The sequence below is a fragment of the Longimicrobiaceae bacterium genome (genome assembly GCA_035696245.1).
Taxonomy (GTDB): Bacteria; Gemmatimonadota; Gemmatimonadetes; order Longimicrobiales; family Longimicrobiaceae; genus DASRQW01.
Window position 1 is genome coordinate 1 of sequence record DASRQW010000178.1, and the last position, 25,275, is coordinate 25,275.

The following is a 25,275-nucleotide window of genomic DNA, read 5'->3' on the forward strand; positions in this document are numbered from 1 at the left end:
CCGACACCGGCACGCCCGCCTTCGCCAGCTTCTCGATGGCGTCCAGCCGCTTGGCCGGCGTGGACGTGCGCGGCTCCATGATGCGCTGCAGGTCCGCGTCGAGCGTGGTGACGGAGAGGTTGACGACCACGGCCTCGTGCGCGGCGAGCTCCGCCAGCACGTCGGCGTCGCGGGTGACGAGGTGGTTCTTGGTGATGACGGCCACCGGGTTGCGGAACTCCGCCAGCACCTCCAGGCAGCCGCGCGTGATGCGCAGCCGCCGCTCCACGGGCTGGTACGGGTCCGTCACCCCGCTCAGGCCGATGGGCGTGGGCGTCCAGCTCCGCGCCGACAGCTCCTTGCGAAGCAGGGCCGGCGCGTCCTCCTTGACCATGATGCGCGTCTCGAAGTCCAGCCCGGCCGAGAAGCCCAGGTACTCGTGCGTGGGCCGCGCGAAGCAGTAGATGCAGCCGTGCTCGCACCCGCGGTACGGGTTGAGCCCCACGTCAAAGCTGACGTCGGGGCTGTCGTTGCGCGTGAGCAGCTTCTGCGTGGGGTCACGGAAGAAGAGCGTGCGCGGGCCGGGATCGTCCGGGTCGCGCGTCTCGTCGTCGGGGGCGTACGACAGCCGCTCGAAGCGGTTGGGCGGGTTGTCGGCGGCGCCGCGCCCGCGGATGGTCACCAGGTTCGTCGTCATGCGTCCGGCACTGCGAAAGGTGGGGTGTTTCGGCGTTTGTTCGGAAGATAACACATCCGCCGAAATCCTTCCACTGCCGGGAGATGCATGGGCTGGAGGCGATCGGGACGGCCTCTGGATCCGTCGGCCGGCGTGCTGCGTGCGGCTGGTCAGGCGTCAGGCGTGGAGCTGTTCGCGAGAGGCGGGAGAGGCGCGGTCGGCTCGGGCGCGCGCCGGCGCTTCCAGCCGGTGCCGTAGGCGAGCGCCGCGGCCGCGGGCAGGAGCACGGCCAGGTCGGCCATGGTGTTGCCGATGGCGCTCGCCACGATGCCCGGCGTGAGATGGCCCTCCACGATCACGGCCGCGAGCGGCCCCGCGGCCATGCCCGCCAGCATCGCGCCCCACCACGCCGGCCGAGGTGCGATGAGGTAGACCAGGAGGATCACCCCGGCAGTCGCGTGCGTCTCGATGTACGCAGTCCCCCGGTGCGCGTCGAGCTCAACGAGCGCGAAGGCGAAGATCAGGAGCGCGAGCCCGAAGACGATCGCCGCGATTCGTAGCGCTTTCTCGCGGCCGGCCGTCACGACGACCATCCCGGGGCGGCGTTTGTCAGGCGTGTGAGACATTCTCCGGCACGCGCGAGCATCGTCCTCATCTGTCGTCTACGTGAGATGTTTTTCTTGGTGGTCATCGGTCGGGGGCGTGGCATAGGGGTGGGTTTACGCGATTCGTTCATGGTGTGGACGACGCCGGAAGATCCTCGGGTCTGCCTTCTGGCTGGCGGGTGTCGTAGATCACACCCTCGACCGCGAACGGGACGGGGGACGACGGATCGGAGGCATGGTGCCGAACGAGCCGGCGCATATGGTTCAGCCCGTCGCGGAAGCTATCGCGGTGATCCGCATCTCCTGGATCGAAAAAATCCCTCGTGACCCGCTCCTCCAGTGCTTCGGAGACGCAGGCCAGCAGGTACACGGGGGTGTCTATCCAGTCGTAGTGTATCTGCTCGGCCTCTGGGATCGAATAGACCTCCGCAGCCACCGCCCGCGCGTTCTCCCCTGAACCGATGAGCGCAAGCGCGGCGGACAGCTCCTCTTCCGTGAAGAGGCCCAAGTAGTTGCGATCTCTGTTCATCACGTATCGATCAAGGTAGAGGACCTTGCACCATGTGCAGGTCGGAGCCACCGGCCCATGATGCATTCCCGATCCAGAGACGAAAGCCTCCGATGGACGGGGTGAAGTATCCAACGCAATTGATCGTGATCCAACCTGATTCGGCGAACCACGAGCCATCGCGATTCGCGGTGGGATGAGTGAGCGTGTAGCGTGCCGGCGACCACCCTCCACCCTTCAGATTCGCCCCGTCGAACCTGAACTCCTGCACGCCTGCGCCGCCCACCGGGATCAGTGCGGTAATAAGCTTGCCACCTAGCATCGTGGGGCACCAAGTGGAAGGAGCGGTAGAGTCTGCCGGAGGCTCGCCGGGAGGGGTGGGCGGATCCGGAGCCGGCGTGGGGTCCCCGCCGCCACCCCCGGTGCCACCGGGGTCATACGACGGAGGCTCGGGGATCGTAGGGGTCGGCTCCCCAGCCTGTGCGCACTCGTATGCAAACTCGTGGAGGTGGCCGTAGGCGTCGGTGCACCACTCCGAGAAGTCGGTGGTGAGCGGCGCCAGGGTGACGCCGAACACTGTCGTGCTGTCGGGCGCGATATCTCCCCGTGCTCCGGCCCTTCGCTGTCCGGGTTGGGTGATGCCGCCGTCGCTCCCGCATGCTACCGCCCCGACGATCGAGGCCAGAGCTATGGATGTTGCCCAGATCTGGAGCGAACGTCCGGTGAGGTTGATCATGGCAGATTCCAATGTGAAGGCGCATGTAAGGCGATTCGATAGTTTTGGCAATATGGAATCGGATGTCTCTGCGTACAATAATCGCCGACGGGTGGCGCTGTCGAATCGCGGCTGATCTTGGACCGCCGGTCAGGAGGATAGGTGAGGCTTCCCAACTGGCAAGCTTCTCGCTCCGGCCGCCGCGCATCTCCACAGCAATCGCACTCACACGAAATTCCATCCCGATGACGCGCTGGCAGGGGCTACACGTAGAGACGGAAGGCACGGGCATCTCGCAGCCGCTGAGCGAGCAGGTGAACCTGCTGGGCGGCATGCTGGGGCAGGCCATCAGCCGGCAGGCGGGGCCGGAGATGCTGGCGCTGGTGGAAGAGCTCCGGCTGCTGTGCAAGCGCGCCGCGAACGAGAACGCGCCGCAGCTGCGCGACCGGGCGGCCGAGACCGTCCGCGGGCTGGACCACGAGCGCATCGTGTGGCTGCTGCGGGCGTACACCGCGTTCTTCCACCTGGTGAACCAGGCCGAGAAGCAGGAGATCGTGCGCATCAACCGCGAGCGGGCGCGGCACGGCGCGGGCGAGACGCGGCCCGAGTCCATCGACCAGGCCGTCGCGGAGCTGAAGGCGCGCGGGCTGTCGAAGGCCGATGCGCTGACGCTGCTCGCGCGGCTGGACGTGCAGCCCACCCTCACCGCGCACCCCACCGAGGCGCGGCGGCGCAGCATATTGCTCAAGCAGCAGCGCATCGCCGCGCTGCTCCAGGGCGCGCGCGGCTGCGACGCCACGCCCGAGGAGACCGAGGCGGCGCTGGACGAGCTGGCCAACCAGATCGCGCTCCTCCTCGCCACCGACGAGGTGCGCGGCGAGCGCCCCACCGTGCAGGACGAGGTGGAGCACGGCCTCTACTTTCTGCTGGGTCCCATCTGGGAGGCCATTCCCCGCATCCACGAAGACCTCCGCCGCGCCCTCGCCCGCCACTACGGCGACGCGGCGGATGGCGCGTCCGCAGATGCTGCATCGGCAGATGGCGCTTCGGGAGATGAGAAGCCTGCCGCCAGCGGCTCGACAGCAGGCGCTTCGGGAGATGCGCATCGCGACGATGACAGCGCATCGGGAGATGTGGATCGGGCGGACGGCGGTGCGGTCCGCGGCACATCGGCGGATGCGCAGATGGCGGCCCCTTCGGGAGATGCCGCGCCGGGCAACGCGGAGTCGGCCAGTTGTGCATCTACCGACGGCGTGCCGGTGTTCCTGCGCTACAGGTCGTGGATCGGCGGGGACCGCGACGGGAACCCGAACGTGACGCCGCAGGTCACGCGCTGGACGCTGGCCGCGCACCGCCGCGCCGTGCTGGGCCAGTACCTGGGCGAGCTTCGTGAGCTGCGCCGCGAGCTGAGCCTGTCCGAGCGCTGGGCACCCGCGCCGCCGGAGCTGCTGGAGTCCATCGACCGCGACGGGGCGGAGGTGAAGCTGGAGGGCCGCCACACGCGCGGCGAGCCGTACCGCCTGAAGACCAGCTACCTGATGGCGCGCATCGAAGGCCTGCGCGCCGCCGCGAGCCGCGACGTCGCCGCGCTGGACGCATCCTCATCCGCCGTCCCCCCGCTGGCCGACGCCGGTTCGGGGGCGGCGATGTACGACGGCGCGCGGTTCGTCGCGGACCTGGAGCTGCTGGAGCGGTGCCTGGCGGGGAGCGGCTTCGGCGACGTGGCGCGGCACGGGCGGCTGGCGCGGCTGCTGGTGCTGGCGCGCACCTTCGGCTTCCACGTGGCCGCGCTGGACGTGCGCCAGCACAGCGGCGTGCACGAAGAGGCGGTGGCCGCCATCCTCCGCGCCGCGGGAGTGGCGGACGACTACGCGTCGCTCGATGAAGATGCGCGCCTGGCCGTGCTCTCCGCCGAGCTGCGCAACCCGCGGCCGCTGCTCCCGCCCGGCGCCGAGCTGCCGGACGCTGCGCGCATCGCCCTGGAGACGTTCGCCGTGGTGCGCGAGGCGCTGGCGCGCGAGCCGGCCAGCATCGGCAGCTACATCGTGAGCATGACGCACGACACCAGCGACCTGCTGGAGCCGCTGCTGCTGGCCAAGGAGGCGGGGCTGTGGCGCCCCGGCACGCCCTGCCCGCTGGACGTGGTGCCGCTGTTCGAGACCATCGAGGACCTGGACGCCAGCGACGCGCGCATGCGGGCGCTGTTCGCGCAGCCCGAGTACGCCGCGCACCTGCAGGCGCGCGGGCGGTTCCAGGAGATCATGGTCGGCTACTCGGACAGCAACAAGGACGGGGGCTACTGGATGGCGAACTGGGCGCTGCACCGGGCGCTGGACCGCCTGGGCCGCGCCTGCGCCGCGGCGGGCGTGGACGTGCGCTTCTTCCACGGCCGCGGCGGCACCGTGGGCCGCGGCGGCGGCCGCGCCGGCGAGGCCATCCTGGGCATGCCGCCGGCCGTGCACAACGGCCGCATCCGCGTGACCGAGCAGGGCGAGGTCATCTCGTTCCGGTACGCGCTGCCGGAGCTGGCGCGGCGACACATGGAGCAGCTCGCGAACGCGATGATCGTCTCCCTCGCCTCCGCGTCCGCGGGCGGGGAGCAGGCGGAGCGCGGACGGGATGCGGATGCGGAGCGGCTGATGGACCGCATCGCCACGCGGTCGATGGAGGCGTACCGCGGGCTGGTGGACGCGCCGGGGTTCTGGGACTGGTTCACGCGCGCCACGCCCATCGAGCAGATCAGCCGCCTGCCCATCGCGTCGCGACCGGTGGCGCGCACGGGCGGCAAGGCGAACCTGGAGAACCTGCGCGCGGTGCCGTGGGTGTTTGCGTGGACTCAGGTGCGCTACCTCGTGCCCGGCTGGTACGGCATCGGCGCCGCGCTCGCCGAGGCGATGGAGGACGAAGGCGCCGCGGACACGCTCGCTCGCCTGGAGCGCGAGTGGACCTTCTTCCGTGCCGTGGTGGAGAACGCCGAGCGCGAGATGGCCCGCGCCCGCCTCCCCATCGCCCGCCACTACGCCGCACTCGCCGAAGACGTCGCGCCGGACGCCGATCCCCGCGATGGAAACGTCGATCGAGACGGCGCCGAGGCGGAGACTCCGCGCGCGATCGAAGCGGATTTCGAGCGGGCCCGCCGCGCGATCCTGCGCATCACGGGCGAGCGCGAGCTCCTGGACAACAGCCCTGTGATCCAGAAGTCCATCTCGCTCCGCAACCCCTACACGGACGTGCTCAACCTCCTCCAGGTCGAGCTGATCCGCCGCTACCGCGCCGCCGCGGAGGACGACCGCGAGCCGCTGCGCCAGGCGCTCTTCCTCAGCGTGAACGGCATCGCCGCCGCCATGCAGAGCACGGGGTGAGCAGTTCCGGCGGAGACTGGACATGGATCAGGTTATCTGATATTCTGATAATCATCTGCTGATGGAGGTAGTGATGAACACGAAGAGATCCGTGACAGAAGTCGCACGCAACTTCGCCGAGTACGTGAACCGGGTTTCCTACAAAGGAGAAAGTTTCGTGTTGATGCGAGGAAAACGACCTGTCGCGGAGCTGCGTCCGGTCCCAGCAGGCATGAAGCTGGGGGAGCTGCTAGATCTGCTCGCTTCCATGCCACGTCTCGATTCTGCGGAGCTAGATGAATTCGAGAAGGACATCGCGGACGCGCGCCGGGAAGTTGACGCGATACCGATCATGGATCCGTGGGACTCCTGATCGACACGAGCACGCTCATCGCTTGGGAGCGAGCCCTGGACACAGCGCCTCAACAGGTTGCACCGCTTCGCAGTCAGGATTCCTTCGTCTCGGTGGTCACAGCCAGCGAGTTGCTCCACGGCGTCCACCGCGCAAGGGATGCAGCGTTGAGGGCTAGGCGCTCAGCTTCGGTCGAGCTCTTGCTTTCACGGATGCCTCTGCTCCCCATCGACGTGATGGTTGCGCGCGCTCATGCGCGTGTATGGGCGGAACTGGCGGCAGCGGGGACGGTGATCGGGATGAACGACATGTGGCTAGCGGCGACGTGCCTTGTACATGGGCTTACGATGGTGACCGCAAACATCAAGGACTTCAAACGCGTACCGGGACTTACGGTACGAACGGCGATCGACGACTAGTCGTGCCAGGCCCCACATTGCAATTCAGATCGCCTCCTCACGGTCCGTGGGGAGGCGATCTGAGTTTATTGTTCCCACGGCGCGCAGCTATCGCGCGACGGCGGGGACGTGGATGGCGGTGAGCACGCCGAGGGCGGCGACGAGGCCGGCGAACGTGGCGAAGGTGCGCCAGTCCGGCTCGTCCGCGGCGGGGGTGAACGCCCGCCACACGGCCAGCAGGGTGGGCAGCGACATCCAGCGGGATCCGGTCGCGAGCCACACCCCGGCGAAGAGCGCGGCGATCATCCACCGCTGGGCCCGCGTGAGCGCCGCGAAGCCGCGGGCTCCGTCGAGCTGCCAGACGGGCGTGAGGTTGAGGAGGTTGAGCAGTGCCCCGCTCCACGCCAGAGCGGCCCACAGCCCGAAGCCGGTGGCCAGGTGCAGGCCCCAGCACGCCACCGCCCCCCCCAGGCCCCACAGCGGGCCCGCCATGCCGATGCGCGCATCCTGCCGGGGAGTGGTCAGCCCCTGCCGAAGCCGGATCAGGGCACCCAGGCCGGGCACGAACATCGGCGCGTCGGCTTTCATGCCGTAGCGACGAAGCGCCGCTACGTGCCCCATCTCGTGCACGTAGATGCACAGCACGAAGCCCAGCGCGAACTTCCAGCTCCAGATCGACCAGTACACGCCGACGGTGGCGAACATGCTCAGCAAGGTGCCCATCTTCCCCAGCCCCAGCAGCAGGAGCTTGCCCTGGCCGAACGCGAGGAGGAGCAGCGTCTTGAACTTGAGCAGCAGAGCCGCGAGCGTGGCGATTATGCCGCCTTTCTTCGCGCCCGACGACGCTTTGCCGGGCTTCGCCTGTCCCGCCTCGGGCTTCGCCTTGCCTTCGCCCGCATCGATGCGGCGGGTGAGGCCCAGCACGCGCTGGGAGATGACCGCATGCTGCCGCGTCTCGCGAGGCAGCAGATCCAGCGCCTCATGCCAGAGCGGCAGCGCGGCGGCCAAGTAGCCGTCTCCTCCTCCGCCTCGGCGCCGGCCGCCAGGCGCTCCAGCCGTGCGCCGTGCACCAGGCGCTGGCAGCCGGGGCAGCTCAGCATCCCCGGCGCCACCTCGGTGCCGCAGCGGTCGCAGGCCAGCTCCGACGTACGCGCGGGGCCCAGGACGAGCTCGCTCACCCCGGCTGCGCCGCCGCGCGGTCGGCGCCCACCCGATATGGGCCGGTGACCGAGACCCTGGCGGGTGCCGTCATGCGCCACGCCTGGAGCACGCCGAAGCCCATGATCAGGATCCCCAGAACGTTCTTGAATCCTTCCGCCACCGGCGCCACCAGCAGCGCCGGGAAGAGCGCGCCACCCTGGCCGAGCTGGTAGGGCACGTAGATGGTAAGGATCGCGAGGTAGGTGAGCACCGCCGCCGTCACCTGATACGGCACGCCGCCCCGCCCGCCGGCACCCTTCCGCACGGCCTTGCCCACCAGCCACCCGACCAGGATGGCGACCAGCCCGATCTCCACGTTCAGGAAGTACACCATCGCCAGGTACAGCGCCGCGCCCAGCACTGCCGCGCCCGTGCCCAATACGAACGCGAGGACCAGCCCGCCCGGAGTGGCGCCGCGGGCGAGCTCGGCCTCCACGCCCTTGCGGCATGAAGTGCACGCCACGCGGCCGCCGACTTCGTGGTACGAGTCGTCGATGCCGGTCCTGCAGAAGGCGCACTCTATGGACTGCGCCTCGATGGCGACGGCGGCGGCGGGCTCGGCGGAGTCGAACTGCAGGGACATGGCGCCCGCGGCGTCGGGAGGAGGGATGGACATGATCTTGTGATGTGCGGAGATGGAACGGCGGCGGGATGCCGGGAGGTGACGTGAATAGTAGAGGAAAGTCTGTTTTCCGGCAACGACGGCCCTGCATCACAGGTAGATGCGGGCCGTCGTTCGGCTCGCGGCCTTTGCGGATGCGAGCTACTGCGGTACGACCATCATCTCGTAGCGCTGCTGCGCGTCGCGCTCGGCGGCGGTGAGCGGGGCCTTGGGCGGGATGCGGAGAAGCTGGCCCGGCGCGATGAGGCCCGGCACGAGCACTTCCTCCTTGTTCGCCACCCACAGCTTCGGCCACAGCGACGCGTCGCCGTACACCCGCCGCGCGACGACGATCAGGTTCCGCTCGCCCGGAAGCGCGCGCTGCACCGTCGTCACCGGCGCTCGTCCCGCGTGTCGCACCGGCACCGGCGAGCGGGTCGCGGACGCAGCGGTCTCGCGCCGCGTCTCCGCCCGCGCCGCCTCCGCGTCCACGTGCACGAGCCCGCGGGCGGGCGCGGATGCGCCGGCTGGAGCGGACGGAGATGGGGTGCGCGAATCGCTCGGACGCGCGGTCGCGGGAGCGGCCGCTACGGTGGCGGCCGGCGCGGGGATGCGGGAAGGCGGAGCGGGCACCGGCGCCGGACGGGGCGCGGAGGCGGTGCGCTCGCCCGGCGCGGCTTCGATGACGATGTCGCCGCCGCCCACGATCTGCACGGGGCGGAAGCGGGGGACGATGCGGATGCGAACCTCGCGCGTCTCGCCCGGAGCGAGGTGCACGCCCTGCGTGTCGGCTTCGGCGTAGTGGTGCGGCGGCAGGTCGGCCGCGTCGATGGAGAGGCGCCAGCGGCCGGGCGCCAGGCCCGTGAGCGCGAACGCCCCGCTCGCGTCGGACACGCGCCGCTGCGTCTCGCCCTCGCGAGAGAGCTCGATGGTCACGCCGCCCAGCGCGCCCGCATCCACCAGCGGCCGTCCATCTCCCGGCCCCTCGGCGCCGGGCGCGAAGTCGTACACGTGCACCGAGCCGTCCACGCGCGCCCCGCGCACCATCCCCACCTCCTCGCGCCTCGCCTCGCCGCCCACCACGGTCACCTTGAGCGGCATGGGGCGCTGCGTCACGCGGTCCACGCCCGCGGTCAGCCGGTCGACCTCCAGGTAGTAGGTGCCCGGCGTGACGCCGCCGAACGACCAGCGCCCGCGCCGGTCCGTGGCCACCACGCGGTCGCCCAGCCGCACGGGCACGCCGGCCAGGCCCTGCCCCGTCTCGGCGTCGAAGAGGCGCCCGGAGACCTCCCCCGCGTCGCGCAGGCGGGCGACGGGCACGCCCACGGGCACCACGTAGTCCACCGTGAACGCGGTCCGCGGCGCGCCGGTGGTGGAGCCGCCGGCGACCCGCGCCCGCGCCTCGATGCGGTGCCCGAACGGCAGCGCCTGGTCCACCCCCACCTCCACGGCGCCCGCCTCGGGAACGAACGCGCCCGGCGCGCGCGTGCCGGAGGCCGAGACGCGAACGCCGGTGCCGGTGGCGAGCCGCGCCTGCGCATCTACCGAAGCTGACACGCCGTCGCGCACCTCGCCCGTCTCCAGCACGGTGCCCTGGAAGCGCTCCACCGATGCGGAGACCGAGGCCGCTCCCGCCGCCGCTCCCGCGCGCAACGACAGCCGCCGCGCGGGCGAGGTCTCGCCCGTGGCGCGGTCCGTCACCGTGCCGAGCTCCACCCGCGGCTGGAGCCACGAGCGCCCGTGCCGCAGCGTGCTGCTCGCCGCCATCGTCCGCGACTCGCGGTCGTACTCGGCGCCGAGGCGGCCACCCGCGCGCTGCTCGTCCAGCATCTCCAGCGTGAGCAGGCCGCCGTACCCGATCTCCCCGCGCGCGGAGCGGACCAGGCGCGGTGTGCGGAAGAGGATGGGCAGCAGCTCGCCGTACACGTTCTCGCCGCCGGTGCGGCGGCCGATGGAGGCGCCTAGGTGGAACGCACCAACCGGGCGCAGCGTGAGCGAGCCCCAGTCCTCGCTCACGCCTCGCTGCGGGCCCGGGTACGCGCTGTCGGCCCGCAGGTGGCGCACGGAGAAGGAGATGCGGGGCCGCGAGCCGTACGCCTCCAGCGACGTCGCCGTGCCGTTCCCATCTACCGAACGGCCCGCCTCCGCGTCCAACGTGGTCCCGCGCACGGGCACCACCGTGGCGCGCGCCGTCGTCACCGCGCCGGAGTCGCGGCCGGTCCGCTGGAGGTAGCCGACGCCCAGGCGCGTCACCGGGCCGAAGCGCAGGCCCGCGAAGCCGCCGGTCTCCGTCGCCCCGGCGAACCCGTTGCGGGGGCGCGCCGTGAAGGCCGACGCGACCAGCGGCCCCGCCGCGATCGACCCGCCCGCGCCGAAGGCCGAGCGCCCCGGTTCGGTGAGGCGCGAGAGGGCGTAGATGCCGTCGCCCAGGCGCACGTCGAAGCCGCGGCCGGTGATGCCCAGGCGGTACTCGCCGGGGTCGGCCAGCAGCGACGGCCGCGGGTCGCGCGGGCGGGCGAGGAAGTCCACGCGCGTCCCGCCACCGGCCGAGAGCGTGCCCGCGCCCGAGATGGAGGGGATCGCCGTCGTGCCTTGCCCGCCCGCGTCTCCCGTCCGCAGGCGCACCTCCACCGGCAGACGGTGGAAGCGGTCCTGCACGCCCGAGGCTGCGTGCGCGACCACCTGCACGCGCGTGGTCGCCGCGGCGCGCACCGACGTGTCCGCGATCGACGACGCGCGCAGCTCCACTCGGTCGATCACCGCCGCGCCGTCCGCCGGCCCCGCGGCGGGCGTCACGGTCACGCGCACCGGCCGCTCCTCGCCCGGGCCGAGCAGCACGTCGGCGACGTCGGGCCGAGCCGCGGAGCCGCGGCTGCCGGTGGCGGAGAGGCGGACGCGGGCCGCCGCGTTGCCGCGGTTGCGCACGGAGAACGACGCCGTGTACGCATCTCCCGCGACCGCGAACCGCGGGGCCGCGCCCGCCCGTACCTCCAGCGCCCGAATCTCCCGCACCCGCACGACGGCGGAGTCGGCCGATGCGAATCCCTCCGCCGAAGCGGTGTAGCGCACGACGTAGGCGCCGGGCCGCGCGCCTGCCGGCACGGTGAAGCCCACCGGCCGCGTCTCCCCCGCCCCGGCCGCGAGCGGGGTGGGCAGATCGCTCGCCACCGCCCGCCACCCCGCGGGCAGCACGGCCTGGCCGCTCACCGTGAGCGTGCGCCCCGATGCGTTCGTCAGGCGGAAGACGAGCGTGGCCGGCCCGCCGGGCGCCGCTTCCACCGCCGCCGGGCCGCGCAGCTCCACCCGCATCTGCGCAGCGGCGGGTGCGGGCGAGAGTGCCGCGAAGGCGGCGGCGAACAGCATGGCGAGCGGGCGGATGCCGCGCATGCCCGGCGAGGGCTTCACGACCGGCGGGTCAGAGCTTGAGGCGGTAGCGCGCGCCGAACACCTCGTCGCCGCCCGTGTCCGCCACCACCAGCGCCTGGTACGTGCCCGCAGGCAGCGCACCCAGCTCGAAGCGCTGGCGCACCGACGTGCCGGGGTAGACCAGGCCGCGCTTGGCCTCGAACTTCCCGGCGGGCGCGCCCTGCTCGTCGAACAGCTCCAGGCGCAGCGCCGGGCGGAACGCCAGGTCGCCGCTGTTCAGCACGTCGAACTCCAGCGCCTTCCCCGCCGCCGAGCCCTCGGCGCGCGTGCCTGCGAACTCCGCCTTGCGCGTGCCCGTGCCGGCGATGGTCGTCGCCACCTGCACGCCGTAGCGGATGGTGGGCCGCACGCCCAGGCTCACCCGTGCGCCGCGCGCCGCGCCTGCCGCCGGCGCCGCGTCGCCCCGCGCCTCCACCATGACCATGCTCCAGAACGTGCCCGCGAGCGGGCGCCCCTCGGGCACCGCGACCGAGTAGGCGACGGTCACCTCCTGGCCCGCGGGCACGGTCACGGAAGACGGGCTCACGGTGATCCACGCCGCGTTCGAGCGCGGCGAGCTGCCGGGGGCGCCGTAGCGCGTCACGCCGTCGGCCTGGAAGGCGTAGTCGGCCAGGTAGATGCGCGCCTGCTGCGGGCGTCCGGTGGTGTTGCGCACGCGGATGGTGCCCTGGTAGCGCTCGCCGGGCCGCGCGTCGTGCTCCTGCACGGCGGGGCTGGTCACGGCCACCTGCGCGCGTGCGCCGGCCGCGGGAGCGAGCAGCAGGCCGAGCAGGGCCAGGGAGATGCGGAGCTTGGGACGGTTCATGGTACCGGGTTCCTGCGAGAAGGATGATGCGGTAAAAACCGCCGCGGGCGGAGGGCACCAGGCCCCCCGCCCGCGGCGCTGCTTCGGAGCCGGGCTCAGGAGCCGGCGACGACCGTGTACGTGACCTCGCGCGAGCCGGCCGGGACCACGCCCGCCGCCACGGTGGCGGCCAGCGTGTAGCCCGCGTTCAGGCCGCTCTGGTTCACCGTGCTGATACCCGTCACCACGTCCTGCGCGGTGGTCGACAGCGAGACCGCCCCGGCGCTCGTCGCGCCCGACGGGGCCGCCAGCGTCACCGACAGCGTGGTGCCGGCCGGCATGTCGCTGTCCAGCTCCGCGGTGATCTTGCGGTCGGTCTCGTTGGTGGTGATCGCGTACGAGCCGTTCGCGGTCACCGACGTGGGCGCCGAGCCCGCGGTGGCGGTGCTGATGGTCAGCGACGGCGAGCCGGTGAAGGCGATCTGGTTGATGGCCTGGACCTCGTAAGCCACGCTCTGCGTGGCGGTCTGGGCATGCGCGGCGCCGGCGAAGGCGAGCAGGGCGAGCGCGGGCACGGCGATGCGGAGCGTCTTCATGGTGTTTCCCTCAGGTGTGTTGGTTGATGCGGAGCTGACTGCTGCGGCGGTACGGAACCGGAATGGTGCGCGTGACCTGCTGCCGTCGTTGGTTCGTCCTCACCTAGAGCGAGTCCCGTACCATCATGTGCCCGCTGCGTAAACCACCTATCTACAAGCGTTTAAACGAGATGCATGCCGCGCTGCGCCAACGTCCGAATCGACCAGAACCTGTCCGCGAGGTGGAGCCTCAGCCTCATATCTTCCAGTAAAAGCGCCGTTTAGCTGCATGTGTAAAATTTCGATACAACCACGCCCCTGTCAGAAGCTTTTCAGACACCCGCATCGCGCATCCAATCCGCCGATCCACGCTACCATCTCACCACTCCCCCCGGCGCGGCCCCGCGGTGCGTAGGGGTGCGATTCATCGCATCCGCCGCTTCCGCGCGGGACGATTTGGCAGATAACCTACATCGCATCAACTACTTCGCTGCCTTCCACCGCACAAGCGGAAAGAGCCCGCGGCGGTGGCCACGGGCTCGTTCGATATCGATCTGCCGGCTGTGGTGCGGCCGGAGAGACGCTTCAGCCGCGGCGCCAGCGGAAGAAGACTCGCGGCGCTGCACGGTGCAGGTTCAGCAGCTCCGGCGTCGCGCGGTGCCTGCCCTCGCGCCAGATGAAGTCCATCTCCGCCTCCAGCGCCTCCAGGGCCACGCGCGACTCGCGCACCAGCAGCAGGCTGGCGTACAGCAGCAGCCCCGCGCCGAGCAGCCCGAGCGCGACGGGCACCCACGTGTACTGCCGTCCGCTCACGGCGACCAGCCCGATCGCCACGCTGGTGGCCACGAACGTCCCCAGCGCCGAGTACAGGCGCGCCAGCGCCCGCTGCAGCAGCCGCGAGCGGCGCGTGGTGAGGTCGAGCTGCCGGAACAGCATCCGCCGCTCCTCGTCCAGCAGCTCGCGCTCCGGCGGCGCCTGCTGGAGCGCCGCGAACAGCGCGGCCACGTCGCGTGCCCGGTCCACCGCGCGGTTCGCCCGGCTGGACGTAGCCATGATCAGCGACCCGCACGCCGAGATCAGCACGGCGGGCGTGATCATGGCCGACAGCACGGACAGCGCGTCGGGAAGGTTGGGTTCCATCTCCCGAATGTGAGGCGGCGCCCCCCGTGCCGACAGGGGGCGCCGCATCTACCTCGTCATCCGCCACATCATATCCCGCGCTCCGCATCTCCCGAACCGCCTCGAATCCGCGGTCCGATCGGGAGATGGGAGGCTGCGTCTACTGCCTGGGAAGCTGGAGCAGCGGGGTGGCGCCGCCGGTGACCTGGGGCATCTTGCCGTCCCAGCGCTTGGTCATCTCGTACTGCACCAGGGTGGGCGTGATGCTCTGCGCCAGCAGCTGGTTGGCCTTGGCCTGCGCCTCGGCCTCGGCCAGGATCGCCTTGGCGCGGCCCTGCGCCTTGATGCTGTCGCCCTGCGCCTGGAACGTGTTCTTCTGCAGCTCGTTCTGCGCGGTGAGCGCCTGCTGCTGCATCACGTTCTTGGTGTTGATGGCCTCCATCACGGCGCCCGGCGCGCGGATCTCGTTGATGGTGAACTGCTTGACCATGAAACCGTACGGCGACAGGCGGTTGGTGATGAGCCGCTGGGCGTGCGCCACCGTCTCGGCCTTCTTGGGTCCCAGGATCGCCGCGATCTCCTCGCCGCCCACCACCTCCTGCAGCGCCTGACGGATCGCCTGCTTCACGTATCCGTGCTGGATGGCCTGGATGTCGGTGCGGAACGTGGTGTACAGCAGCGGCGTGCGCGACGGGTCCAGCTCGAACGAGAGCGACACGTCCATCGACACCGGCTGGCCCTCCACGCTGTTCACGTTGATCTCGTCGTTGTTCTCCGAGCCCTCGTTGCTGGTGCGCGCCAGCACCAGCGTCTGCATGAAGACCGGATACTCCTCGATCTCGGTGGTGAACGGCATGCGGAAGTGCATGCCGGGCATGAGCGGCGCGCGCTCCACCCCGCCGCCCAGCTTGTCGATCTTGATTCCCACGTTGCCGGGGTTGATGTACGTGAACGCGCCCGTGAGCAGCGTCACCACCAGCAGCAGGCCGAGGATGACGGGAATGGACTTCACCAGCGCGGGAACGCCGTTCCCGCCGCGCGAGACGGACGGGCGGCCCATGGGAATCTGCACGGTAGACATGCGTCGGTTTGCCTGAGTGGGGTGAAGCGGAGGCGCCCCGGACGGAGCGTCCTCCCCCGCCGGCGCCTCTGTGCGAAGCTGCCCGGCTGGCGTGGACTACGTTGGATGGAAACGCTTTGTGTCACTCCGCTGCTCCCGGGCGCACCGCGGATGGCGCTGCCGTGCCGTGGCCGATCAGCGGGAGTCGCCGGGAAGATGTGCGGCGGACGTTCAGGCCGGGGTGGCGGTCGCGGCGGTCGAGACCGCTTTCCAGCCTCCGCCCAGGAGCGGGACGGTCGCGCACGCGGGGCCGCCGTCTCGCGCCGTGCCCGCCACGCGCGCCTCCAGGCGCAGCGACGGGTCCGCAAGCGCGCGGTCCGCCAGCTCGCGGGGGATGCCGGCGAGGTGGACCTTCATCCGCCGCGTCCAGCAGGAACCCGCCTGGCCGGCGCTGGTGCCGGAGTTGACGTAGACGAACCGCTCGCCGGGCCGCCCTTGCACGCACGGCCCGCGGAAGTCCGGCGAGCCGTCCGGCCGCGGGTCCACCACGCGCACCGTCACGTCGAACGAGAGATGCCGTGCGTCCACCTCCACCGGCGGCTCCAGGTCCGACTTGCCGCGCTGCACGCGGAAGGTGACGCCCGCCGGCGGCGCGACGACGGTGATGCGGAGCGTGATCTCAGCGGGCACAGGACGGCGGGGGAGCGAGACGGGAAACGGAGGGCGAGCATCCAATAAGCCGCGCCGCGCGGCTCCGCACAAGACGCGTGAGATGCGTCGCCGCTCATCCCCGGCTTCGTGGCGCCCCGCCTTCATCGGGCATCGGGAAAACCGCGGCCGACTCTTCGCGGCGACGGGTTCGCATCTACGCGGGCGGGCGGCTACTTGGCGGGCCTGGGCTTGGGGGCGACGCGGGCGGGGAGGACGGCTTCCTTGCCGAAGCGGCCTCGCAGGCGGTCGGTGGCGGCGGAGAGGCGGCGGTCGCGGTCGCTCTCCAGCGTCTGCGGCATCTCGAAGAGCATGGGCTCCTCGTCCGGATCGTCGCCTAGCTTGGAGACGCCCACGCCCAGCAGCCGCACCCCGCCGCGCCGCTGCGCGCGAAGCTGGCGCAGGAGCGCGCGGGCGACGGCGAAGAGCGCGCGGTCGCTCTCCAGCGGCTGGGCCACGGTGCGGCTGGCGCTACGGTCGGTGAAGTCGCCGTAGCGCAGCTTCACGGTGATGGTGCGCGCCTTCAATCCGTCGCCGCGCAGGGCGTTCCCCGTCTCGCCCACCAGGTAGAGGAGGCGCCCTTCCAGCTCTTCGTCGTCCGAGATGTCCTGCGGGAAGGTGCGCTCGTGCGAGATGGACTTCTGCGGCGCGCGGCGGCTCACCTCGCTCGATGCGCGGCCGTGCACCACGCCGTGCAGCCACCTGCCGCGCCCGTCGCCGATCCACGAGCAGAGCGTCGCCTCGTCTACCGAAGCCAGGTCGCGGACGGTCACGGCGCCGCGGCGGCGTAGCTGCTCGGCGAACGCAGGCCCCACGCCGGGGATGTCCGCCAGTTCGAAGCGCAGCATGAACTCGCTCTCGCCGCCCGGAGGGACGATGAAGATGCCCATCGGCTTGTGCACCGACGCGGCCATCTTCGCCAGGATGCGCTGCGTGGCGCCGCCCAGCGAGATGGCGATCTCGGTCTCGTCCATCACCGCGGCCTGGATGCGCCGCGCCGTCTCTTCCAGCGGCTCGCCGCGATACAGCTCCTCGGTGCCGGTGAGGTCCAGGTAGAACTCGTCCACGCTCGCCGCCTCCACCACGGGCGAGAAGCGGTCGAGCACCTCGCGCACCTCGTGGTGCTTGCGCGACACCATCTCGCCGGGCACGGGCACGCACATCGCCTTGGGGCACATACGCAGCGCCGTCGCCATGGGCATCCCCGCGTGCACGCCGTACTTGCGCGCCGCGTAGCTGGCGGACGTGACCACGCCGCGCCCGGTCGGCTTGCCGCCCACGATGAGCAGCTCGGCCTTGCCGGCGCCCTCGGGGTCGGCCAGCATGGCGCATCGCACGAAGTACGAGTCGCAGTCCGCCAGCAGGATGCGCGGCGTGCGCGCGGTCGCGTCCAAGGCCCGTCCCGATCGAGAGGAAGAGGAGAAATCCGCCTCCCGGAAAATACGCGCTTCGGTGTGTTTACGGTATGGAGACGTGAGATGTAGGGCCGCGCATTCGGTGGATGCGGATCGGGGAACGAGGATCGGCACCTCCGCACCCGCATCTCGCGCGCAGCCCGTGCGTCGCCGCCGATGCGATGCGGTGGCTGCCATCTACCGAGCCGTAGTCTCCGCCCGGACCCCGCGGATCGGCCGATCTGCGCCGCCTTCCTGCCGTTCATCTACCGGCGCCCATGCGACTTCGGCCGATGCACGGCTACCGGCTCCAGGCCATCGCGCGGCCGGTGTGATCGGCCGTCGTGCGGGGCAGGTGTTGTTTCCGGCGGCGGGAGATGTAGCTTGGTCGCCGCGCATCCAACGATCCTCCCTCCGCCGATCCCACCGAATGAACAAGCTTCTTCCGGCCGCTCTGCTGGCCACGCTCGCGGCTGCGCCTTGCACCGCGCAAACCGGGCACTCGCCGCGGGTGCTGGGGCTGCCCGCCAGCGTGCGCGCGGCGGGCATGGGCGGCGCCTTCCCACTGGACGGCGGCGACGCGAACGCCGTCTTCTACAACCCCGCGGCCATCGACTCCACCGGCGGCGTGGGCGTGGAGGTGGCGCGCTACGGCTCGGCGGCGACGGTCGCGAACCTGGCGGGGGCGCGCGGATCGGGGCCGTCCGCGTTCGGCTTCGGGCTCCAGATCCTGAGCTACACCACCTCCGCATTCGACGTGTCGCAGCTGGGGGAGGACGAAGCGTCGCTCGCGGCGAAGGGCCCCACGGCGGTGTCGGAGCTGGCGGCGACGGCGGGGTACGCGCGGTCGTGGCGGCGCTTCCGCCTGGGCGTGGCGGGCAAGCTCGTGCAGGAGCGGCTGGGCTCCGAGCAGGACGTGGGCTGGGCCGCGGACGTGGGCGTCACGACCAAGGTCCGCCGCCTGGTCGCCGGGCTCGCCGCGCAGGACCTCGGCCCGTCGCTCTCGGTAGGCGGGGAGAAGGCGCGGCTGCCCGCCCGCATCACCCTGGACGCGACGCTGCCGGGGCGCCCCGTCGGCCCGCTGGACGTGTCCGCCGCCGCCGCGGTGAGCCGCCTGGCCGGGGGGCGGATGATGCCGGGGGGCGGCGTGGAGGTCGGCTACTATCCGGTCGAGGGCCGCACGTTCGTGGGCCGCGCCGGTGTCCGCCGCGGCGATGAAGGCGAGTCGGCGGTGCTGACGCTGGGAGGCGGCTTCGTCTGGGACCATCTCTCACTGGACTACGCGTTCCGCGGGCTGGACGGGCCCGGCGCCGTGCACCGCGTCGGCATCTCCTGGCACTGAACGGCAACGCAGCACGGAAGACGAACGGCCCCGAGGCGCATCCGCCCCGGGGCCGTTCGCTTCGCATCCGCAGAAACCTACCGGCATCGCTCTGTCCACCCGTCCGCCCAACATCTCCCGAAGCGATCCGCATCTTCCCCGTCGTTCATCCGATTGTCCGCGTGTTTCCATCTCCCCACCGAGCAGTTGTGCAGGATCGCGGAGTCAGCTCGCCGGGACGACGACGCGGGTGTAGGCGGGGTCCAGGTGCGCGAAGCCGACATCGTCCAGGATCACGGTGCCCGCGACCGAGCGGTCGAAGACGAGGCGGACGGTGCGGAGGCTGCGCGGGTCCAGCCCCGGCGCCGCCGCCCGGAAGTCCGCCAGGGGGATGGAGAAGCTCTGCATCACCAGTTCGTACTGCGCGGGGAAGGCGCTGGCCTCGCGGTCGCGGCGGCGCAGCACGTACGTCTGGAGCGGGCGGCGGATGGCGCCGTAGCGGCTGAGCGGCAGCCGCGCCACGTGCCCGGCCGCGTCCGCCACCTCCACCGTGAGGTCGATGGGCGGCTTCGGCGCGTCCGGGTCCGCCTTGGGCTTCGGCGCGGCGGAAGTGCGCCCGCGGCGGGCCGGCGTCTTCCCCGCGGCCGAATCGCCGGGCGTGGACGGCGCCTTGCGCGGGCCGGGCGCGTCGTCCGTGGGCACGAGCGCGAGCTGGAGCGACGCGCCCTCGTCCAGGCCCCAGCGCGCGGGGAGCGAGTCCGGCAGCGCGATGGTGTACGCGGCGGGCGGGCCCATGCGCGTGGTGTCGTCGCCCGCCAGGCGGTTGTTCCAGCCCAGCCACACCGCGTTGTTCTCCTGCAATCCGTTGCGGTTGCGAAGCTTGAGCGCGGCTTCCTTCCAGGTGCTCAGCGAGTCGCCGCGCACCGCCACGCCGCGCTCCGTGCCCGTGGTCACGTCCACGTCTTCCTGGAACGTCGCCAGCGGCCGGAAGCTGCCCTCCTGGAAGCGCGTGACGTACATCGTCTTGGGCAGCCACGCGCCCGCCAGCCGGTGGTCGCGGAAGAGCGGCAGGTAGCGGCGGTCGTCCTTGAGCGTGGCATCCAGGAAGGCGGAGACGTACACGCGGGCGAACTGCCGCTGCTCGTCTCCGGAGATGAGGCTGCGCAGGTCGAGCGAGCGGTTGCTGCGCGGCCCCTCGTCCATGGGCCCCCACACCGTGTTCCACTGCCCGTGGTTTGCGCGGTAGACGTAGACGGCGGCCTTCAGGTGCGGCTGCCCGTCGGTGAAGCGCACGCGGTTGTACTGCCGCAGCCCGGTGAAGCTGCTCACGTCGCCGTCGTGCGAGCCGTGGAAGACCATGTAGCTCACGTTCTCGACCGGGTTCAGCTGCTCGGCCGGCTTGTACTGCGCGTCCACCGGCGCGATGGCGACCAGCGCGCGGATGGGGAAGTGGAAGTCGAACTTGACGTTGGCGTCGTCCGGATAGCGCGAGAGCTGGTTGAACGCCGCCGCCTCGCCCACCGCCTCGCCGCCGCGCGAGTGGCCCATCAGCGCGATGCGGTTCATGTCCACCCGCCCGAAGAACGGGTTGCCGGGCGTGCGGTTGAAGTCGCGCCAGCTCTCCAGGTGCTTCAGCAGCATCCACGCGCGGCCGTCGTTCTCGCCGCGGATGTTGCCGTTGAGGAAGTTCTCGTCCACGCTCGCCACGATGTAGCCGCGGCTGGCCAGCAGCTCGCCCAGGTACGCGTAGCCGGGGTCGCTGTACTTCTCCATCTGGTGGTTGCCGTGCACCACCAGCACCAGCGGGAAGGGGCCGGGCCCGTCGGGATACCAGACCCGCGCGTTGCGGGGGAACTCCTTGGGCGTGAAGCCCCAGTACTTGTTGCGCGACTTCGCGTCGTCGCGCAGGTCCACCAGCTTGCTCGCGTCGACCGAGGTTGTCTTGATGCTCACCGAGTCGCGGTACTCCGGCCGCCGCCGGTCGGTGCCGCTGCCGTAGTACAGCCGCTTGACCGCGAACGGCCCCGGCTGTGAGGGATCCGGCGCGTCAATCAGCTGCCGCGACAGCACGGTCTCAGCGTCGCTGGGGGTGAGCTTGGGCTTCGGATAACAAGCGCCCGCCGCCACGGCGAGCGACGCGGCTGCGAGCGCGCGGAAGGTGCGAGAGAGCATTCGGACGGATTCGGATGCGGAGGAGGGAGGAAGGTCGCCGGGCTTCCGCGGCGCCGGCAGCTAATGTACTACCCGGCCGCGGTCCGGCCAACGCGTTTCCCCGCTGGTGGTGGGGGATGCGAATCCAAAGAAGACAGCCGGTAGGCGGATGCTGATCGCGGTACACGTCTACTCCACGGCCGCCATCACCCGTGCGATGAAGGCGTCGATCTCCTTGTTGTCGATCCAGCGGATGACGGCGACGAGGTCGTGGTCGGGGTCGACCCAGATGACGTTGCTGCCGGCGCCCAGGGCGAAGAAGCTGCTGGCGGGCGCACTGGGGTAGAGCTTGCGGTCGCTGTTGAGCCACCAGAGGTAGCCGTACGTGGGCTTGATGGCGGCTGGCGTGGTGGCGGCGCGCACCCAGTCTTCGGACAGCAGATGGCGCCCGGCCCAGCGGCCCCGGCGCAGGTACAGGAGCCCGAATCGCGCCTGGTCGCGCGCGCTGATGAACATCCCCCCGCCCCAGTGGCTCCCGCCGCTCACCGACTGCACCCGCCGCCCATCCACCAGGACGAACGAGTTGCGGTAGCCGTACCACTCCCAGCCGCGCGAGGCGCCGATGGGGTCCATCACCCGCTCATGCAGCACCTGCGGCAGCGGGCGGTGCCACACGCGCAGCAGTGAAAGCGCGGTGCGGTTCACGCGAACGTCGTTGTACTCCCAGAAAGTGCCCGGCGCCCGCAGCGTGCGGTCGTGGCCCTCGCGGCGGTCGGCCACGTCGGGCTTGTCCCACAGCGTGCCCTCCCACTCGCTCGTCTGGTTGAGCAGCATGCGCCAGGTGATGGGCGCGTCGTGTGGGCTGTCGAAGCCGCCGTCGTGCACGTAGGCTCGCACGGAATCGTCCACGCTGCGGATGAGGCGGCGGTCCAGCGCGACGCCCGCGAGCGTGCCCAGGAAGCTCTTGGCGATGCTGAAGGTGATGTCCGGCCGGCGCGTGTCGCCCCACTCGGCGGCGATGTAGCCGTGGCGGATGACCAGCCCGGCGGGGCCGCCGCGGTCGCGCACCGGGCCCAGGATCTCGCCATACGGGCCGGCGCCCAGCCCGCTCTCGCGAATGGCGCGGGCGATGTCGTGCGGCCACGGCGTCTCGTGCGCCTGCGCGTAGGCGACCGCGGCGGCCAGTGCGTCCGCGCGGAAGCCGAGCTGTGCGGGATCTCGCCGCTCCCAGCCGTCGCCCGCGGGCGGGTAGTACACGGCTTCCGCGCGCGCACTCGCCGCCGCGACCGTGGACGGCGGACGTCCCGCCGCCGTGGCCGAGCACGCCGTCGCCGCCAGCAGCATCGACAGACCCGCTGCCCGCCGTACCATCGCCCGCAGGTCACGCATCGTCACCCCGCTCGTCGGTCCTGGGTTCGTATCGGCTTCTTCGTCCGCCGGTCCGCGTGTGCACGCAAACCGCTCGCCGCGCATGGACGGCCACGCCGTTACCGGAACAGTGCGCTGTAGATCATTCTGCAGCGCCTGTTTCGACGCGGGCGCATCTGCCTCGGCCGAGGCCAAGGGCGGTGTGAGCGTTGGATTGGGCGATAGGGAAGATGCGCATCCAGCGACTGACCGTGTCGTTCGGGAGATGCGCATCCGCTGATGCGCCGCGGGTCGGGAGATGTGCATCGTCGGACGCGCATCTCCGAAGCGCCACGGCGGATGGGTGGCTTCTCATCTACCGAGATTCGTAGACGATGCGCGGCTTGCATCTCCCGATAGATCGCGAAGATGCGGGGCCGTGCATCTCCCGATCAGCCTTCGGTTTCGACGAAGACGGGTACGGTGAAGTGGAAGGTGCTGCCTTCGCGCAGGCGGCTCTCGACCCAGATGCGCCCGCCGTGCGCTTCCACGATTCCCTTGGCGATGGCGAGGCCCAGCCCCGTGCCGCCGCGCCGCGACCGGTCCGCCTGCCAGAAGCGGTCGAAGAGGAAGGGCTGGTGCTCGTCCTGTATCCCCGGCCCCGTGTCCGCCACGGAGAAGCGCACCTCGCCGTCGCCGCGCGCGGCGCTCACCACGATGCGGCCGCCCTCGGGCGTGAACTTGATGGCGTTGCCGACCAGGTTGGAGAGCACCTGGAGGAGCCGGTCGGCCTCCAGCCACACCGGCGGCAGCCCGTCGGGCACCTCGTGCTCCAGCCGCTGTGCGCGGGTGTCGGCCAGCGGGCGCAGCATGGCCACCGCGGCGCGGACCAGCGAGGCGGCGGGGTGAGGCTGGCGCTCCAGGCTCATGTGCCCGGCGTCCATGCGCGCCAGGTCCACCAGGTTTTCGATGAGCCGGTTCATCTGCCCGGCGGCCATGACCACGCCCTCCAGCGCGGCGCGGGTGTCGCCATCCGCGCGGTCCACCGCCTCCATGGCGATGCCGGTGTTGAGCATGATCACCCCCAGCGGGTTGCGCAGGTCGTGCGAGACGATCTGCAGCACCTGCTCGCGGGCGTGCACGGCCTGGCGCGTCTCGCCGTACAGCCGCGCGTTGTCGATGGCGAGCGCGGCGCGGCGTGCGATCTCGCCGGCGGTGACCAGGTCGTCGGGGCCGTACTCGCGCTCGCTGCCGTCCAGCCCGTAGCTGATGGCGCCCAGCGTCTCGCCGTGCACCCGCAGCGGCGCGACGATGAGGGAGCGCGGATAGAGCACGGCGTCGCCCGGCTCGTCGCCCTCGGCCACGGCCTCCTGCGGCGGCAACGCGGGCACCAGCTCGGGCGCGCCCGTTCGCAGCACCCGCGCGACGGGGGCGAAGATGCTGCCGGGGCGCAGCGGGTGGCGGTGCAGGTACTCGCGCAGCCGCGCCTCGCGCTCAGGGTCCACGTGCGCGGCCTCCAGCCGCCGCACGGCGCCTGCGGTGTCCAGCAGGTACACGATGCACGAGTCCGCCATGCGCGGCAGCACCAGGCGCGCGACGGTGCGCAGCGTGGCCTCGTGGTCCAGCGACGCCGAGAACAGCTCCGACACCTCGGCGACGATGCGGGCCTGCTGCTCGGCGCGCTCGGCGTCGCCGCGGCCGCGCTCCATCTCCTGCCGCACGTCTTCCATGAGCAGCAGCACCATGGCGAAGCCCAGAACCAGGTGCAGCAGCAGGTCCACGTACGAGTTGTAGTGCACCATCGCCCCCATCGCGGTGCCGAGCGCGGCCGGCAGGTACCCCGCGAAGCCGAACGCCGCGAAGTACACCGCGGCGCACACGGACAGCAGCGCGAAGCAGGCGGCCGCGGCGACCGGGCCGGTGGCCCCGCGCCCGTGCCGCGCGCGGAAGAGCGCCACCGCACAGCCCGCGGTGGCCGCGAGCGCCACCGGCGCGTGCCACACCACCAGCCCGTCCAGCCCGCGTCCCAGCGCCAGGGGCACCGCGGCGAACGCCATCGCGGCCACGAGCGCCGCGGCGGCGGGCGTACCGGTGCGCGACGCCACGCCCGCATCGTCGCGCCGCACCCACGCGCGCGCACCCAGCGCGAGGGCGGCGTAGAAGGCGAGCTTGGCGAGCTGGTACGCGAAGAACAGCGCCACCACCGGCGGATCGTGGTCGTTCAGCCCGTCTTCCAAGTCCGGCAGCAGCATGTAGCGGACGACGAGGGCCAGGATCCCCGCCACCTGCGCCGCCCACGCCAGCGTCCACAGCGACCAGTACCGCCGCCGCGCCGCGCCGTAGCGCCGCAGCAGCAGGAAGAGGCTGGCCAGCAGCAGCGCCCCCACGAGCTGCGCCAGCAACCCGACGAACGCGATCAGCCTGAGCGCCTGCGGAAGGGTCATGGGGAGGGTGGCGGAGGGGATTTCGCAGCGGAGAGGGGGCCCCCTCCCCCAGCCCCTCCCCCAAAACTGCCTGGGGGAGGGGAGTCAGGGTGTTGCTACTCGGACTGGGTGAGCGCGATTTGGATGTGGGTCAGTACGGTCGGGAGGTCTGTCAGGACCTGATGATTTCGGAAGCGGAGGGTGCGGATGCCGTGAGTGGCGAGCCAGGCGGAGCGGGCGGCATCGGCGTCGGCTTGCCCGTCGTGAACGGGGCCGTCCACCTCGATACAAAGACGTGCGGCGGGGCAGTAGAAGTCCAACACGACCTGCCCAACGGGATGCTGCCGCCGGAAGTGAACGCCGCCAAGCCGCTCGCCTCGCAACTCCCTCCACAGCACCGCCTCCGCCGGCGTCATTTTCGTCCGAAGCCGCTTTGCCACTCTAACCAGCTCCCGCGATGCCCCCCGCACCCGCCGCTTCCGCTCCATGATCTCTCCCGGTCATAGACGCTAGCCCCATTTACCAGCCCGAGCAATAACTCCAGCATCCACCCGAATTCTCCCCTCCCCCAGGCAGTTTTGGGGGAGGGGCC

19 protein-coding genes are annotated in these 25,275 nt (G+C 71.4%); 3 read left to right on the top strand and 16 right to left on the bottom strand.

Annotation, left to right across the window (positions count from 1 at the left end; translation table 11 throughout):
- The 3 genes from VFE05_08435 to VFE05_08445 all read right to left on the bottom strand — a co-directional run.
- Positions 1-676, bottom strand: a 676-nt coding sequence (locus VFE05_08435; GenBank protein HET6230082.1) for a radical SAM protein, incomplete at its 3' end; no start/stop codon positions are given.
- Positions 677-825: 149 nt separating this feature from the next.
- The gene (locus tag VFE05_08440) at positions 826-1,281 is read right to left on the bottom strand and encodes a hypothetical protein (protein ID HET6230083.1); all 456 of its coding nucleotides are present in this window, start codon (positions 1,279-1,281) and stop codon (positions 826-828) included.
- 106 nt (positions 1,282-1,387) lie between these two features.
- Positions 1,388-1,789 carry a hypothetical protein gene (locus VFE05_08445; GenBank protein ID HET6230084.1) on the bottom strand — a complete coding sequence of 134 codons (402 nt, stop codon included), beginning with the start codon at positions 1,787-1,789 and terminating at the stop codon, positions 1,388-1,390.
- 939 nt (positions 1,790-2,728) lie between these two features.
- On the opposite strand from VFE05_08445, the gene VFE05_08450 reads away from it, so the two are divergent.
- Both VFE05_08450 and VFE05_08455 read left to right on the top strand, forming a co-directional pair.
- Complete coding sequence (locus VFE05_08450) at positions 2,729-5,845, top strand: phosphoenolpyruvate carboxylase (protein HET6230085.1); 3,117 nt, start codon at positions 2,729-2,731, stop codon at positions 5,843-5,845.
- A gap of 73 nt (positions 5,846-5,918) precedes the next feature.
- Complete coding sequence (locus VFE05_08455; GenBank protein ID HET6230086.1) at positions 5,919-6,197, top strand: hypothetical protein; 279 nt, start codon at positions 5,919-5,921, stop codon at positions 6,195-6,197.
- A gap of 485 nt (positions 6,198-6,682) precedes the next feature.
- Here the strand turns inward: VFE05_08455 and VFE05_08460 are convergent, their stop codons facing one another.
- The 9 genes from VFE05_08460 to VFE05_08500 form a co-directional block, all read right to left on the bottom strand.
- Positions 6,683-7,582 (bottom strand): site-2 protease family protein, encoded by a 900-nt coding sequence (locus VFE05_08460; GenBank protein HET6230087.1) that lies wholly within the window; start codon positions 7,580-7,582, stop codon positions 6,683-6,685.
- Between the two features lie 166 nt (positions 7,583-7,748).
- A complete protein-coding gene (locus VFE05_08465) occupies positions 7,749-8,390 on the bottom strand; it encodes a hypothetical protein (GenBank protein ID HET6230088.1) in 642 nt (213 codons plus the stop codon).
- A gap of 147 nt (positions 8,391-8,537) precedes the next feature.
- Entirely contained in the window at positions 8,538-11,780 is a 3,243-nt protein-coding gene (locus tag VFE05_08470) for a hypothetical protein (protein ID HET6230089.1), read from the bottom strand.
- A gap of 10 nt (positions 11,781-11,790) precedes the next feature.
- Complete coding sequence (locus VFE05_08475) at positions 11,791-12,606, bottom strand: hypothetical protein (GenBank protein HET6230090.1); 816 nt, start codon at positions 12,604-12,606, stop codon at positions 11,791-11,793.
- Between the two features lie 95 nt (positions 12,607-12,701).
- Positions 12,702-13,181, bottom strand: a complete 480-nt coding sequence (locus tag VFE05_08480; protein HET6230091.1) for a hypothetical protein — start codon at positions 13,179-13,181, stop codon at positions 12,702-12,704.
- A 564-nt stretch (positions 13,182-13,745) separates the two neighbouring features.
- The gene (locus VFE05_08485) at positions 13,746-14,300 is read right to left on the bottom strand and encodes a DUF2721 domain-containing protein (GenBank protein HET6230092.1); all 555 of its coding nucleotides are present in this window, start codon (positions 14,298-14,300) and stop codon (positions 13,746-13,748) included.
- Between the two features lie 139 nt (positions 14,301-14,439).
- A complete protein-coding gene (locus tag VFE05_08490; protein ID HET6230093.1) occupies positions 14,440-15,360 on the bottom strand; it encodes a prohibitin family protein in 921 nt (306 codons plus the stop codon).
- Between the two features lie 210 nt (positions 15,361-15,570).
- On the bottom strand, positions 15,571-16,029 hold the full coding sequence (locus VFE05_08495) for a DUF5990 family protein (GenBank protein HET6230094.1): 459 nt from the start codon (positions 16,027-16,029) through the stop codon (positions 15,571-15,573).
- A 191-nt stretch (positions 16,030-16,220) separates the two neighbouring features.
- The gene (locus VFE05_08500) at positions 16,221-17,441 is read right to left on the bottom strand and encodes a DNA polymerase IV (GenBank protein ID HET6230095.1); all 1,221 of its coding nucleotides are present in this window, start codon (positions 17,439-17,441) and stop codon (positions 16,221-16,223) included.
- A gap of 430 nt (positions 17,442-17,871) precedes the next feature.
- Here VFE05_08500 and VFE05_08505 point away from each other — a divergent pair, with 430 nt between their 5' ends.
- Positions 17,872-18,783: a hypothetical protein gene (locus VFE05_08505; protein ID HET6230096.1), complete on the top strand. Its 912-nt coding sequence runs from the start codon at positions 17,872-17,874 to the stop codon at positions 18,781-18,783.
- Between the two features lie 204 nt (positions 18,784-18,987).
- On the opposite strand, the gene VFE05_08510 is transcribed toward VFE05_08505, so the two are convergent.
- The 4 genes from VFE05_08510 to VFE05_08525 form a co-directional block, all read right to left on the bottom strand.
- Complete coding sequence (locus VFE05_08510; protein HET6230097.1) at positions 18,988-20,934, bottom strand: hypothetical protein; 1,947 nt, start codon at positions 20,932-20,934, stop codon at positions 18,988-18,990.
- 168 nt (positions 20,935-21,102) lie between these two features.
- A complete protein-coding gene (locus tag VFE05_08515; GenBank protein HET6230098.1) occupies positions 21,103-22,302 on the bottom strand; it encodes a serine hydrolase in 1,200 nt (399 codons plus the stop codon).
- A 410-nt stretch (positions 22,303-22,712) separates the two neighbouring features.
- Positions 22,713-24,704 carry a HAMP domain-containing sensor histidine kinase gene (locus tag VFE05_08520; GenBank protein ID HET6230099.1) on the bottom strand — a complete coding sequence of 664 codons (1,992 nt, stop codon included), beginning with the start codon at positions 24,702-24,704 and terminating at the stop codon, positions 22,713-22,715.
- 95 nt (positions 24,705-24,799) lie between these two features.
- Complete coding sequence (locus VFE05_08525) at positions 24,800-25,123, bottom strand: DUF559 domain-containing protein (protein HET6230100.1); 324 nt, start codon at positions 25,121-25,123, stop codon at positions 24,800-24,802.
- Between the last annotated feature and the right edge of the window lie 152 nt (positions 25,124-25,275).